Here is a 13,039-nt window from a genome sequence, read left to right as displayed (position 1 = left end):
CATGAGGTTGATCCAACAAGTCCTCGAAATCGGCTTTGGGATTCTCAGTTTAACGGGGCTAAGCTTTTATATTTGGCAAACGATTGCTGTTCAACGCTTCTTTCAGCGACCCAAACTGCCGCCCCTCAATCCGGCCCCACCCGTGACAATCTTAGTGCCTGTTTGTGGCTTGGAAGCCGGGGCCTGGGAAAATTGGCTTTCTCTTTGTCAGCAGGATTACTCGAATTACAACGTCCTGTTTGGGGTGCGGGAATTATCAGACCCAGCCGTTCCCCTCCTTAAACAACTGGTGCAAACCTATCCCTACCTGGTTCGTTGGTATCACTGTCCAGAAATTCTCGGCGTGAACTACAAAATTAGTAATTTGCTCCAGCTGCGTCAGTATGCCAATGGCCAGATCATTGTTTTTGTAGATAGTGATATTCGCGTCACCCCCGATTATTTAGCAACCGTGATTGCCCCCCTTCAAAATCCCCAACTCGGAGTTGTCACCTGTGGCTATTTTGATCATCGCCCGCGGGGCCTGGGAGCCGCCTTAGCTGCACTGGGACGTTGTTTAGATTTTATTCCAAGTATTTTAATTGCTCGAATGTTGGATGGCGGTCTTAAGTTTGCGGTTGGGCCGACGATTGCTGTCCGGTCTCAGGTATTAACTCAAACTGGGGCAATGGAATTAGCGAAAAATCGGATTGGGGACGATTATCGGCTGGGGTATGAGGCGGCGGCGGCGGGGTATGGGGTTGAGCTTTCCACCTATGTACTCCATAACGATTGTGGTGCAGATTCCCTGGCGACTGTGTTTGAACGAGAAGTCCGCTGGGCCAGGGGGATTCGCTTTAATCGCGGCTCGCAATACTATGGAATTGGATTTACCTTTGGCACCGTCTATAGTCTCGGCTTGGTTTTAATATCTGGAGCACCTTGGACAGTAGCCATTTTAGGGATAGTTTGGGGGATCCGATTTCTCCAGGCCTGGACCTGTTGCCAAACCATGAACTCTGAGAAGCTTTGGGCCTGGATTTGGGTTTTGCCCCTCAGAGATGGCTTGAGTTTTTTAATCTGGCTCGTGGGATGTTTTGGTCGCAAAGTCCATTGGCGGGGCCGAGAATTAGAATTAGAGCCGGGGGGGTACTTGGTGGAAAAGCAGGGTTTCGACTATTGATATTCCTGAGAAATGACCTTGAGAAAATCCCTAGAGGCCCGAATCCAACAGCAATATGACCGGATGGCGGCTCATTATGATCACCGTTGGCATGACTATTTAGACAAGTCTTTACACATCCTCCAGGCCTGGTCAGATATTCATGCCTCCCATCGGGTTTTAGACCTGGCCTGTGGAACTGGGGAGTTTGCCTATCGCCTCTTAAGCCAATATCCAGAGTTAAACTTTACCGGCATTGACCTGTCTTCCAAAATGCTGGCTGTGGCCATGAATAAATGTCAATCCTTTCCCCAGGCCCAGTTTGAATCTGCCAATATCCAGCAACTTCCTTTTCCTGATGCCAGTTTTGACCGGATTGTCACCAGCAGTGCCTTTCATTATTTCCCCGAACCTGTAAAAGCTCTAACAGAAATGAAACGCGTCCTCGATCCGGCTGGCAAACTCATCATTGTGGATTGGTGCAGAGATTATTGGCTCTGTCAGATCTATGATTGGCTGCTGCCTTGGCTAGATTCAACCTATCGGGGCTGTTACACCCGTGCAGAATTGCGAGGTCTGATCCAAAAGACCCAGTTAAACCTTCACCACCTAGAGCGGATCCGTCCTAACTGGGCCTGGGAATTTATGGTTGCTGTGGTCTCCCGCGCCTAAACTAGCTTTAACTGCGGATAAGCCAGTAGAACCTCATCAGCAGTTAGAGTATCACCCATGGCCTGGGGTTGCCACAGTAATTCCACCGCCAACAATCGATCACTACTAATCCCACCCAACTGTTGGAGGGCCTGGCGGAGATCACTGCTGGAGTTAATTTTCGGTAAGTTGAATTTACCCTCAGAAGCCACAATCAAGGTAACAACAATATATTCACCACTGGCAGACCCATAGGCAAGGGCATCTTTCTCGGCCTGGCTCAGGGCCACCACTGGGGTCTGACGAAGTTCTTGGCGATAGTTGGAGAGGGTTTCGGCCGAGAGTTTGCTCCGTTCTGCTAATGCCAGTTGGTTAAATTGAGTTTCTGCGGCTAAGAGCCTGGTTTGTTTTTCCTCAGAAGCTGCATAGACCCAATAGTCAGGATGCCGCAACAGAGCCAAAGTGGATTCTTGCAATACCTTGGTTAACCCGCTGGCAGAACTCGTATCAGCACTCAGGCCAATCCGATTTAAGTCCGCCTGTAGTTCCCGAGCCTGAGCCGTTAAGCCCACATGAAGAACGTGCAAAGACACGGCTGGGTTACTACTGCCCAATTCACTGGCCATGCCGCTATCTCCCTCCTCCCGAAATCGCCGAAAGGACGAAACCAGGAAGTTAGCCAGGCCAAAGAACAAAATCAGGGTAAACAGGCCGCCAAAACCGCCCCCAAGGCCAAAAAAGGGAATTAAAAACGGAAAGCCAAAGCCCCCGCCATAGACTGGAGTTCCATAGCCACCACCCCGAGAGTAGGACCGACTGGGAACCGGCCGACTGAAAGAGCCACCCCCGACGCGCCCGCCACTCCGAGCCGCTAAGACAGTCCCCCCATCAAGAGCCAATTGCCAAATTAATACTGCTGCCACCAAGACACCGAGGGCCGGGCGCAGGGTTTGCCAAACTTTTTTAATCATGTTCTTCGTCATGGGTCGTATTCTGGACACCGTTCTTTTTTAGCTTAACGCCTCTCCCCAGGCCGGACAGTGGTGGCAACCGAAAAGACTATTGCCAAAATCATCAGTTGTCCCAAAGCCCTTAATTCCCCCAACCTTGATCTGCTGGAGTCTCAAATCAGGGAGAAATTAGGCAAGAATGCTAGCTAAAAGAGCTTTTTGGGCGTGGAGACGATTTTCTGCTTCTTCCCAAACCCGCGACTGGGGGCCTTCCAACACCGCCGTCGTAATTTCTTCACCCCGATGGGCCGGTAAACAATGGAGGACAATGGCATTGGGGTTAGCCAGTTCCAATAGCTCATCATTAATTTGGTAAGGCTGGAATAAGGGCATTCGATCCGCAGCTTCATCCTCTTGTCCCATACTGGCCCAAACATCTGTATAGAGGGCATGACTTCCCACCGCCGCCGCCTTCACATCGGTCGTAATCACCACTTCACTTTTCCCCGCCGCAATCCCCTCGGCCTGGCTGACAATCTCCGGTAAAGGTTGATAGCCCACAGGAGCCGCAATCCGAATATTTACCCCCACCAAAGCACACCCCAACAACAAGGAATGAGCCATATTATTGCCATCCCCGACATAGGTAAGGGTTAAATCCTCCAGGCCCCCGAATGATTCCTTTAAGGTCAGTAAATCCGCCAGAACTTGACAGGGATGTTCTCGATCCGTCAAGGCATTGATCACGGGGATGCGGGCGTGATTGGCAATGGTTTCTAAGTCGGCCTGGGCAAAGGTGCGAATGGCTAAAGCGTCTAAATAGCGATCTAAGACTCGGGCCGTATCTGGCAACGGTTCCCCCCGGCCAACTTGGGTAGATTGGGGATTGAGATCAATGACATTTCCCCCCAGTTGATACATGGCCACAGAAAAACTGACGCGGGTGCGGGTTGAGGCTTTTTGGAACAGGAGGCCCAGGACTTTGGGACAGCGGGGGGTAATCGCGCCAGATTTCATTTGCGAAGAAAAATCTAGTAGATATAAAACCTCACTCCGGCTCAAATCAGCCATGCTTAACACATCCCGCCCACACAAACTTTCCATGACCGCTACTGCACTCCGATCGGTGATCCTTGACCCTTAGAGATTAGCCTATGTCAGCAAGTTTAGGCTTGGGAAAATGGGGGAGAAGACCTAAGACTTACTCAAAACAAACAGGCTTCCTTCGTTCCCCCGCCCCAGCCGCAGATCATCATCCAGATAGGTAATATCTAGCCAGCCCTGTTGTTCTTCACTATTGAGCTTGAAGTCCAGACCCATCAAGGTTTTACCACTGGCGAGTTGACTAATAAACTGTTCTGGGCTGCGGTAATTGAGCAGTTGTCTTAAGCCAATGATCGAGCGTTGGAATTTTACCCGGACTCTGGCAGGTGCGTCAGGAATAGGCTCAAACTTGGCCACCACACTCACCAGGCCCTCCAGGTAAGGCAGCCCGTAAAGCTCGGCAATATTAAAAATGGCTTGTTCCGCTGGCCGGACACATTGGTAAATTTGCCCTAATTTGACCAGAGGCGCACGATCCAGGCCCAGTAAGGCTTGACTACTGGTATAAATCAACCGCCAGTTACCCGCTAGCTTATCAGGAGCCTGCAAGAGATCAGGGGTGGGGTTAACTGCTTCTAGGCCCTGGGCCAATTCATCAACCCTTTTCTTTTCCGTTGGGTTAGCGAGAATTCCCCGATTGAGGCCAGCAATCGCCGTCAGTAAAGCCGCTTTAGGCATGAATCCGTTCCTGGTGTCTCAATCAGTTTGCCTCTTTATTTTGATCCTAATTCCGGTTTAAGACCAGATGACAGCTATCGGGTTAAATAGCGGCTTCAGACCCATTCACCACATACTGATTCCGCCCCTTTTCCTTGGCTAGGTAGAGAGCATCATCCGCGGCTCTTAACCAGGTTTGCGGGGGTTGACCTGGCCTGGGGATGCCACATTGAATCCCAATACTGACGGTTAACTGGTGCGAAATTGCTGAGGTTGGATGGGGGAGGTCTTGGGCTGAGATGAGGTCTTGAATTCGTTGGGCAATCACTACGGCTCCAGATAAATCGGTACGGGGCAAGATCAAGACAAATTCTTCACCACCATAGCGGGCCACTAGGTCAGAGGAGCGGTGAATGGATCGCTGGAGGGCCTGGGCAACTTGGATCAGGCAGCTATCCCCGGCCTGGTGTCCCAAGGCATCGTTATAGTTCTTGAAATAGTCAATATCCAACATTAATAGGGCGAAGTAATCTCCCTCCCGACAAGCTACTTGCCACTCTTGGGCCAGCACCTGATCAAAATAGCGGCGGTTAAAGACCCCCGTCAGGCTATCAATCTGAGTCAGGTACTCCAATTCTGTATTCACCTGTTGGAGTTCCGCTTGGATTTGTTTGAGGGGATCGATGTTTTGAATTTGGCAAATATAATACAGCGGTTGTTCATGGTCATCACGGACGAGGCTCACGGTGAGTAGTCCCCAAACTTGATGTCCAAGGCGATGTTGATAGCAATTTTCTAGGGAGTAAGAAGAAATGACCCGGTTTAGGAGTTGTTCTATTAAATCGGTTCGTAGTGGAGAACCCCCGGCATCCGTCAATTCATTGAGACTGATATCCTTGAGTTCGTCTTCGCTATAGCCAAAAAATTCACATAGGGCCGGATTGACTGCTATAAAACGACCATTCAACCCCACGAGGGCACTACTGACAGCGGTGGTATTAAAACTTTGCCGGAATCGTTCTTCACTTTTACGGAGGGCTTCTTCAATAGTTTTTCGCTCAGTAATGTCGAGGTTGATTCCACTCATGCGGATGGCTTGCCCTGTTTCATCTCGCTGCACTGTTCCCACCGCTAAAATCCAACAAATTGCCCCGTCAGGATGGAGGAAGCGAAACTCGACTCTGTAGGGGATGTCATGGATCAGAGTATTTTGAATAGCTGCTCCTACATGGGCCTGGTCATCGGGGTGAAGAAAGGTCATAAAGGCTTCTACCGTTTTTTCGCAAGCTTCTGCTGGGCGACCAATCATCGGGTAAAAATTATCAGACCAGTCAATCAAGTTATTCACTGGATCCCAGTCCCACCAGCTTGTCACCGTAGATTGCAAGGCAAAGCGGAATTTTTCTTCACTTTTGGCTAGCGCGAGGGTCTGTTGTCTCACTTCTGCCGCGAGGGTCTGGTTATAGTTTTGGAGAATGTCTTCCAGGTGTTTGCGCTCGGTAATATCCAAAAAAATAACGAGGGCTGCTGTAATTTCACGGGCCTGGTTATAAATGGGAATACCATAGGCTTTGAATATCCGGTGGTGTTCCCCTTGGCGAAATTCTAAATCATCAAGTTCGGTCGTTTGACCGTGCAAGGCCTGGACAGCGGGGAGTAATTCGGTGGGGTAGGGGCAATTTTGGCCAACTTGAAAGAGATAAAAGTCTTGGTTGAGTGCATCCAGGCCTGGGGAGTTAGGAATTGCGGTGAGTCCCAGTAAACTCATACCAGCTGGATTCAGGTACTCAACTTGGCCATGGAGAGCATGGATTGCCACACCAATGGGAATTGCATCCAGAATTTGGCATAGGTGGGCTTTTTGCTCGACTAGTTCGTGATTGGTAGTCTGAAGTTGATTAAGGGTGATGTGGATTTTCTGAGCCATCTCGACAAAGGCAGAGTCAAGCTCACTAATTTCTTTGATCGGATGAGCTATCGTTTCTAGGGAGGTATGGGGTGCAACAAACTCACGGGTGCGGTTTTGAAGTGTCCGAATTGGGCGAATAATGGCCTGGGCAGTCACGAGATTCAATATCCCCATCATCACAAGTAACAGCGCTAGCAAAAACAAGATCGGAATTAAGTTTTTCTGAATATCCTGGGTGAGTTCAGCTTCGGAAATAACGGTTATTAATAGCCAATCTAAACTAGGATCAAAGTTCAATCGCTCGATCTCAACATAATAACGATTACCGGCAAAGATCAGACTTTCTAGACGCGACTCTCCGGGTTTCAAGGTACTAGCCTGGGGGAGTAGAGGAGCCAGGGATACCAGCAGCGGATTGGAACTATCTTGAATATGAGTTCGTTTAAAGGAATATCCAGGCTCATTTTTATGTCTGACTAGTGAATAAGGTTTATCCCTGGTTGTTGCTCCCACTAATTCCCCACTCAACTCGGTGATAAGGGCCAGAGACTTAACCTTAAATTGCTGTCCTTCTAAGAGAGTATTAATTTTTTCGAGACTAATGCTACTAACAAATAGGGTGGGCAAGCGGTAGGTATCGGTTGGATAAATAGGAATATAGGTACTGATAACTAAGTTGGAACCCTCACGGCTGATATAGGGCTGGCTCCAGGAATTGGGTTTGATATTTTGAATGCTTTTGTACCAAGGCCAATCTGTCACCTTGAAAGGGCGGATAGTTACCAGATCGACCAGTTTATTTCCAACAGAGTTCACTCGAAAAATTTGTAGCTCATTGGGACGCTCAGGACTCAGGAGTTCCACATCAAATTGATTGGGAGTAGCACCATAACGATTCACTCTAAAGGAGTAACCCCCAACTTGACTCACTCCAATGGCGGAAATGTTGGGAAAGTTATTGAGTTGAATCGCTACAGCACGAATAAGTGAATTGTAATTTGTTGTGCCGTTAGTAATCGCAACAACATCTCGATTAATTGCATTGAGACGAATAGCTGTATGCAGTTCTTGACTAATTTTATTATTAATCCGTTCACTGGTTTCTATCGTCAGTGCAGTTAGTAGGTTAGAGATCGTTCTTTGCTTAAATTGCTCGAACAGGAGATAGGATAGTCCTAAGAAAACTCCCGATTGAAACAAAAATAAAATGATAAATAAGGTTCGCAGGGATTTTGGTTTACGAAGGGAGTCTCGCATTTTTGAAAACTGCGGCAGTGTCATTATTTATCAGGTTTTATATCCATCAATTTATTCTATCTTGTCAGGTAAGATTAACGTTACATTAAAGAATGTTAAATTTTCAGAAAAATAAGTAACGGATTAAGCGTGGAAATCCCACAAGGATCGCCAAAAACGAGTGTGTTGATCATGGCTAATCCCCCTGGCTCTGGTCATTTAGACCTAAACAACTTAAGAAAGTGTTAATGATGAACAGAGATTTTCCCAGGCCTGGCAGACTGTAATAATATTCCCCACACTTGCTGAGAAATTGGGATTCTTGACCTATGGCTGAATTGGATGCTACTGCAACACCGACTGACGTATTGACCGAGGGGCCTGGAAAAAAGAAGAAAGCCAAGGACAAGAAGAAAGCCCTGCCCGAAACTCCAAAACCCAGCAAACTCGATCGTGACTTCTACGACAAAGAACTGGCTCGCCTCCAAGTTGAACTGGTCAAGATGCAGTATTGGGTTAAACACGCTGGCCTGAAGATCGTGATTATTTTTGAAGGGCGGGACGCAGCCGGCAAAGGTGGGATGATTAAACGAATTTCTGCCCCCCTCAATCCCAGGGGTTGCCGGATCGTTGCCCTGGGAACGCCATCAGACCGCGAAAAAACCCAATGGTACTTTCAACGCTATGTCGAGCATCTCCCAGGGGCGGGCGAAATTGTCATGTTTGACCGGAGTTGGTATAACCGGGCCGGGGTGGAGTGGGTAATGGGCTTTTGCAATGAGGCTCAATATAACGAATTTATGGACTCTTGCCCCCAGTTTGAGCGGATGCTGGTTAAGTCGGGCATTATCCTGATTAAATATTGGTTTTCTGTCAGTGATGATGAACAGGAACGCCGCTTCCAGGCCCGGATTTTAGAACCGGCTAAACGCTGGAAAATTAGCCCGATGGACATCGAATCGCGGGATCGCTGGGTGGATTATTCCAAAGCCAAAGATGCGATGTTAGCCCATACGAATATTCCTGAAGCCCCCTGGTTTACGGTCGAAGCCGATGACAAACGCCGGGCCCACCTCAACTGCATTAGCCACCTCCTTAGCAAAATTCCCTACGAAGACATCACGCCCCCGGCCATTGATCTGCCGCCCCGCCGCCCTGCCCCCGAAGACTACGTCCGCCCGCCGATTAACGAACAATTTTTTGTCCCCTCCATCTACTAAGTGCCAAGGGAAAGCTGAACAACCCTAAGAATTCACAGTAGGCTGGATTGATGGGTTAGTTTTAGGCAATAACGATGGATGTCATTCCGGCAATTGATTTGTTGGGCGGCCAATGTGTGCGCTTGTTTCAAGGGAACTATGACCAGGCCCAAGTCTTCAACGCCAATCCCCGCCAAGTGGCCGAAAGTTTTGTCTCCCAAGGGGCAACGCGGCTGCATTTAGTGGATCTAGATGGGGCCAAGTCGGGCCAGCCTGTTAACTATGACATCATTGCTGAAATTGCCCAGACTCTCCCAATTCCAGTCCAGGTGGGGGGTGGTCTGCGCACAAAAGCGCAAGCGCAAGCTTTACTGGGCCTGGGGGTGGAACGGGCGATCCTCGGAACTGTAGCCCTCAAACAACCGGAATTAGTCGCGGAACTGGCCGCAGAATTTCCTGAACAGATTTGGGTGGGGATTGATGCCAAAAATGGCCTGGTCGCAACCCACGGCTGGCTAGAAACCTCAGAAATCACCGCAATTCAACTGGCTCAACAGATGCAGCGGCTGGGGATTGGCGGAATTATTTATACCGATATTGCCCGTGATGGCACACTCCAAGGGCCAAACCTAGATGCCTTAAAGGAATTAGCCGATCAAGTCGAAGTCTCAATTATCGCCTCTGGGGGTGTGAGTTCCCTAACCGATATTCTCGCTCTTTATGCCCTAGCTGGCCGGGGGATTGTTGGGGCAATTGTGGGGAAAGCGATCTATACCGGAGCCGTAGATTTAGCAGAAGCAATTAAAGCTGTGGGTATTGGCCGCTGGCAGGATGTTCCCCCAGATTTAGGACAAGTCACTTGGGCTTAGGGCGATCAATTCGTAATGGTTTGAGTCCCTAGTTTTGTCAGCCTGACTTCAACTGGCCGCCGCATACGTTTAGATTTTTGTACCATCAATTTAAGAGTTGGCATTTACCATACATCATGTGAAGGTTGTTTTGGCCGTATCTGAAAATTCCAGGCCGTGACCCCACTGCCTAAAATAGAAGAATCATTGTCTATTATTTGTTTCCAGGGTGCTACCTTGACTAATTCTGCATCACAGTCTCTTCTTAACCTTCCCAAAACCAGTGAATCAGAAACCCTGAAGCGGATTCGGCATACGACTTCCCATGTTTTGGCGATGGCAGTGCAAAAGCTATTTCCCAAAGCCCAGGTCACCATCGGCCCCTGGATTGAAACGGGATTTTACTACGACTTTGATAACCCGGAACCCTTTACGGAGAAAGACTTAAAGGCGATCCAAAAAGAGATGGTAAAAATCATTAAGCAGAAGTTACCTGTAATTCGCGAGGAAGTGAGTCGGGAGGAAGCCAAAAGCCGCATTCAAGCCCTAGGTGAACCCTATAAGCTAGAAATCCTCAACGATATTAAAACTGAACCGATCACGATCTATCACCTCGGCGATCAGTGGTGGGATTTGTGCGCTGGCCCCCATGTCGAAACTACGGGTGAAATTAACCCCCAGGCCATTGAGCTAGAAGGTGTCGCTGGAGCCTATTGGCGGGGCGATGAAACCAAAGCCCAACTTCAACGCATCTACGGCACGGCTTTTGAAACTCCGGAGCAATTGGCCGAACACAAACGCCGCAAGGCCGAAGCCCTCCGCCGCGATCACCGCAAATTGGGGAAAGAATTGGGCTTGTTTTTGTTTACAGATATTGTCGGCCCAGGCCTGCCGCTGTGGACTCCCAAAGGTACTGTTTTACGCAACACCCTGGAAGATTTTCTCAAGCAGGAACAACTCAAACGCGGTTATTTGCCCGTGGTTACGCCCCACATTGCTCGGGTGGATTTATTCAAAACATCGGGGCACTGGCAGAAATACAAAGAAGATATGTTCCCGTTGATGTCTGATGATGACCAGGCCGCGGCGGTGGAAGAGGGATTTGTCCTCAAGCCAATGAACTGCCCCTTTCACATTCAGATTTATAAAAACGAGTTGCGCTCCTATCGCAGTTTACCGATGCGGTTGGCGGAATTTGGCACGGTCTATCGCTATGAACAGTCTGGGGAATTGGGCGGTTTAACCCGAGTGCGCGGCTTTACGGTGGATGATTCCCACTTGTTTGTCACGCCGGAGCAGTTGGATCAAGAGTTTCTTGATGTCGTGGATTTGATCCTCTCGGTGTTTAAGAGCCTCAATCTCAAGACCTTCCGGGCCCGCCTCAGTTTCCGGGATCCCGATTCTGATAAATACATTGGTTCCGAAGAGGCCTGGTCAAAAGCTGAAGGGGCGATTCAACGGGCGGTGGAAACCCTGGGCCTGGATCATTTTATTGGCATTGGCGAGGCGGCATTTTATGGCCCCAAACTGGACTTTATTTTCCAAGATGCGTTGGGACGGGATTGGCAATTAGGGACGGTGCAGGTGGACTATAACTTACCCGAACGCTTTGGCCTGGAATATGTCGCCGAGGATGGTAGTCGCAAACGTCCGGTGATGATCCATCGCGCCCCCTTTGGGTCCTTGGAGCGGTTGATTGGGATTTTGATTGAAGAATATGTCGGGGATTTCCCGCTGTGGTTGGCTCCGTTACAAATTCGCCTCTTACCCGTGGGAGAAGATCAACATCCCTTTGCCCAGGCCCTGCTGACTCAACTGTTAACTCTGGGGATTCGAGCCGAACTGGATCAAAGTGGCGAACGCTTAGGCAAACAAATCCGCAACGCTGAAAAAGAAAAAATTCCCGTCATGGCCGTGATTGGAGCCAAAGAAGTGGAGAGCAATAGCCTCAGTTTACGGACGCGGGCCCAAGGGGATTTAGGGGTAGTTCCTGTCCCAGAGGTAATCCAGCATTTCCAAGTTGCGCTTCAGAACTACCAGGCCGAGTTAGGGATTACCCCAGGCCATAGAAGCAATTAAGCACCTTGAACCGCCCCAATCCTTAGACCAAATCTTATTTTCCAATGTTCAGGAACTAAAACGAGAACGGGAAAAGTTAGACCATATGATCCAGGCCTGGGGCAAAGAACTGACTCCATCAGACTTATAGCGTTACTCATTTAGGGCAAGACGAGGACAAGTCAGAAAATGCTTGATGGGCAATGTTTTTGACATTTCTACTCTCTCAGAACAGCCTGCGTAACGCTATAGAACATAATTTGACCTATCAAAACACTCAAGGCATCGTCAAGACAAAACCAATGGGCGACTTAATCTTGCGTTTTCTTAATCATCAAACCCATCATCAGGGGCAGGATTCGGTCTTACTTTCCCAGGCCGGACAACATCTAGACAGCACCGATTTACTAGTATTAATTCCGAAAAGTTATCTGAGCTACCCCTCTAAAGCTCCCAATCCCTAAGTCTGCCCGAAGCGGTTTTGTTGGACATCCTGACAGTAAGCCGTCACAGCTTGGTGAATCGTCCCCCGGAGATGGGCATAGGCTGGGGCAAAGGGTGGAGACTGAGCCGATAACCCCAAAAGATCTGCTGTCACTAACACTTGGCCATCACAATGGGGCCCTGCACCAATCCCAATGGTCGGAACTCGCAGTTTTTGAGTCATCACTTCCGCCAGATCGGCCGGAATATGCTCCAAAATGATCCCAAAGACCCCAGCGGCTTCCAAGGCTAAGGCATCCCGAATAATCGCATCGGCAGCAGCAGCAGATTGTCCCTGTTGGCGAAAGGAACCCAGTTGATGAATCGCTTGGGGGGTTAACCCGACATGGCCTAAAACTGGAATCCCCACTTCAACGAGAATTGTTACGGCCCTGATGGCACTGGGATAGGCTCCCTCTAATTTCACAGCTTGAACTCCCGCCTCTTGGAGTAACCGACCGGCCGATTGCAGGGCTTGGGTTGAACTTTGTTGATAACTTAAACAAGGCAGATCCGCCACCAGCAAGGCTCGTTTCACCCCCCGTCGCACGGCCTGGCTATGATGCACCATCTGATCGAGCGTCACAGGCAATGTTGTCGGATACCCCAAGGCCACCATACCCAAAGAGTCCCCGACCAAAATCACATCTACACCGGCCCGATCTAAAATTTCCGCCAGCAAGAAATCCCAGGCCGTCAGCATGGTAATCGGTCGCCCCTGCTGTTTCCAATGTTGAAGTTGGGGAATGGTCACCGGGCGGCTAGTTACAGGTTGCTCAGAAGCCATAGCGGGATATCCTCGA

The 13,039-nt window shown here is 49.3% G+C and carries 11 protein-coding genes; 6 read left to right on the top strand and 5 right to left on the bottom strand.

Translation table 11 applies throughout. The features are described 5' to 3' along the window. Nucleotide 1 precedes the first annotated feature (1 nt). Together RIF25_RS05855 and RIF25_RS05850 are read left to right on the top strand one after the other, a co-directional pair. A complete protein-coding gene (locus RIF25_RS05855) occupies nucleotides 2-1,162 on the top strand; it encodes a glycosyltransferase (RefSeq protein WP_322877609.1) in 1,161 nt (386 codons plus the stop codon). A gap of 12 nt (nucleotides 1,163-1,174) precedes the next feature. Beyond that, on the top strand, nucleotides 1,175-1,813 hold the full coding sequence (locus RIF25_RS05850; RefSeq protein WP_322877608.1) for a class I SAM-dependent methyltransferase: 639 nt from the start codon (nucleotides 1,175-1,177) through the stop codon (nucleotides 1,811-1,813). Here the strand turns inward: RIF25_RS05850 and RIF25_RS05845 are convergent. The 4 genes from RIF25_RS05845 to RIF25_RS05830 all read right to left on the bottom strand — a co-directional run bounded on the left by RIF25_RS05845 (nucleotide 1,810) and on the right by RIF25_RS05830 (nucleotide 7,669). Continuing rightward, entirely contained in the window at nucleotides 1,810-2,775 is a 966-nt protein-coding gene (locus tag RIF25_RS05845; protein ID WP_322877607.1) for a DUF1517 domain-containing protein, read from the bottom strand. The genes RIF25_RS05850 and RIF25_RS05845 overlap by 4 nt on opposite strands. Before the next feature lie 156 nt (nucleotides 2,776-2,931). Beyond that, on the bottom strand, nucleotides 2,932-3,846 hold the full coding sequence (gene argF / locus RIF25_RS05840) for an ornithine carbamoyltransferase (RefSeq protein ID WP_322877606.1): 915 nt from the start codon (nucleotides 3,844-3,846) through the stop codon (nucleotides 2,932-2,934). A gap of 90 nt (nucleotides 3,847-3,936) precedes the next feature. Further along, on the bottom strand, nucleotides 3,937-4,524 hold the full coding sequence (locus RIF25_RS05835) for a PAP/fibrillin family protein (protein ID WP_322877605.1): 588 nt from the start codon (nucleotides 4,522-4,524) through the stop codon (nucleotides 3,937-3,939). Between the two features lie 82 nt (nucleotides 4,525-4,606). Beyond that, on the bottom strand, nucleotides 4,607-7,669 hold the full coding sequence (locus RIF25_RS05830) for a diguanylate cyclase (RefSeq protein WP_322877604.1): 3,063 nt from the start codon (nucleotides 7,667-7,669) through the stop codon (nucleotides 4,607-4,609). 308 nt (nucleotides 7,670-7,977) lie between these two features. Between RIF25_RS05830 and ppk2 the strand changes: the two genes are divergently transcribed. The 4 genes from ppk2 (at nucleotide 7,978) to RIF25_RS05810 (ending at nucleotide 12,217) form a co-directional block, all read left to right on the top strand. Next, nucleotides 7,978-8,868 carry a polyphosphate kinase 2 gene (gene ppk2 / locus RIF25_RS05825; RefSeq protein WP_322877603.1) on the top strand — a complete coding sequence of 297 codons (891 nt, stop codon included), beginning with the start codon at nucleotides 7,978-7,980 and terminating at the stop codon, nucleotides 8,866-8,868. 74 nt (nucleotides 8,869-8,942) lie between these two features. Further along, entirely contained in the window at nucleotides 8,943-9,716 is a 774-nt protein-coding gene (hisA, locus tag RIF25_RS05820; RefSeq protein ID WP_322877602.1) for a 1-(5-phosphoribosyl)-5-[(5-phosphoribosylamino)methylideneamino]imidazole-4-carboxamide isomerase, read from the top strand. A 216-nt stretch (nucleotides 9,717-9,932) separates the two neighbouring features. Continuing rightward, nucleotides 9,933-11,774, top strand: coding sequence for a threonine--tRNA ligase (thrS, locus tag RIF25_RS05815; RefSeq protein WP_322877601.1), 1,842 nt, complete (start codon nucleotides 9,933-9,935; stop codon nucleotides 11,772-11,774). A gap of 182 nt (nucleotides 11,775-11,956) precedes the next feature. Further along, the gene (locus tag RIF25_RS05810) at nucleotides 11,957-12,217 is read left to right on the top strand and encodes a DinB family protein (protein ID WP_322877600.1); all 261 of its coding nucleotides are present in this window, start codon (nucleotides 11,957-11,959) and stop codon (nucleotides 12,215-12,217) included. Here the strand turns inward: RIF25_RS05810 and panB are convergent. After that, a complete protein-coding gene (gene panB / locus RIF25_RS05805; protein WP_322877599.1) occupies nucleotides 12,214-13,023 on the bottom strand; it encodes a 3-methyl-2-oxobutanoate hydroxymethyltransferase in 810 nt (269 codons plus the stop codon). The two genes, RIF25_RS05810 and panB, sit on opposite strands and share 4 nt — an antisense overlap. Between the last annotated feature and the right edge of the window lie 16 nt (nucleotides 13,024-13,039).

Origin of the sequence: Pseudocalidococcus azoricus BACA0444 (genome assembly GCF_031729055.1) — a bacterium.
Lineage (GTDB): Bacteria > Cyanobacteriota > Cyanobacteriia > Thermosynechococcales > Thermosynechococcaceae > Pseudocalidococcus > Pseudocalidococcus azoricus.
This window is presented reverse-complemented; position numbering and strand designations above follow the sequence as displayed.

Bases quoted from the DNA above. Each gene is read 5' to 3' on its own strand.
- RIF25_RS05855 (WP_322877609.1), top strand. From the start codon at position 2: ATGAGGTTGATCCAACAAGTCCTCGAAATCGGCTTTGGGATTCTCAGT.
- RIF25_RS05850 (WP_322877608.1), top strand. From the start codon at position 1,175: ATGACCTTGAGAAAATCCCTAGAGGCCCGAATCCAACAGCAATATGAC.
- RIF25_RS05845 (WP_322877607.1), bottom strand. From the start codon at position 2,775: ATGACGAAGAACATGATTAAAAAAGTTTGGCAAACCCTGCGCCCGGCC.
- argF (WP_322877606.1), bottom strand. From the start codon at position 3,846: ATGGAAAGTTTGTGTGGGCGGGATGTGTTAAGCATGGCTGATTTGAGC.
- RIF25_RS05835 (WP_322877605.1), bottom strand. From the start codon at position 4,524: ATGCCTAAAGCGGCTTTACTGACGGCGATTGCTGGCCTCAATCGGGGA.
- RIF25_RS05830 (WP_322877604.1), bottom strand. From the start codon at position 7,669: ATGCGAGACTCCCTTCGTAAACCAAAATCCCTGCGAACCTTATTTATC.
- ppk2 (WP_322877603.1), top strand. From the start codon at position 7,978: ATGGCTGAATTGGATGCTACTGCAACACCGACTGACGTATTGACCGAG.
- hisA (WP_322877602.1), top strand. From the start codon at position 8,943: ATGGATGTCATTCCGGCAATTGATTTGTTGGGCGGCCAATGTGTGCGC.
- RIF25_RS05810 (WP_322877600.1), top strand. From the start codon at position 11,957: ATGTTTTTGACATTTCTACTCTCTCAGAACAGCCTGCGTAACGCTATA.
- panB (WP_322877599.1), bottom strand. From the start codon at position 13,023: ATGGCTTCTGAGCAACCTGTAACTAGCCGCCCGGTGACCATTCCCCAA.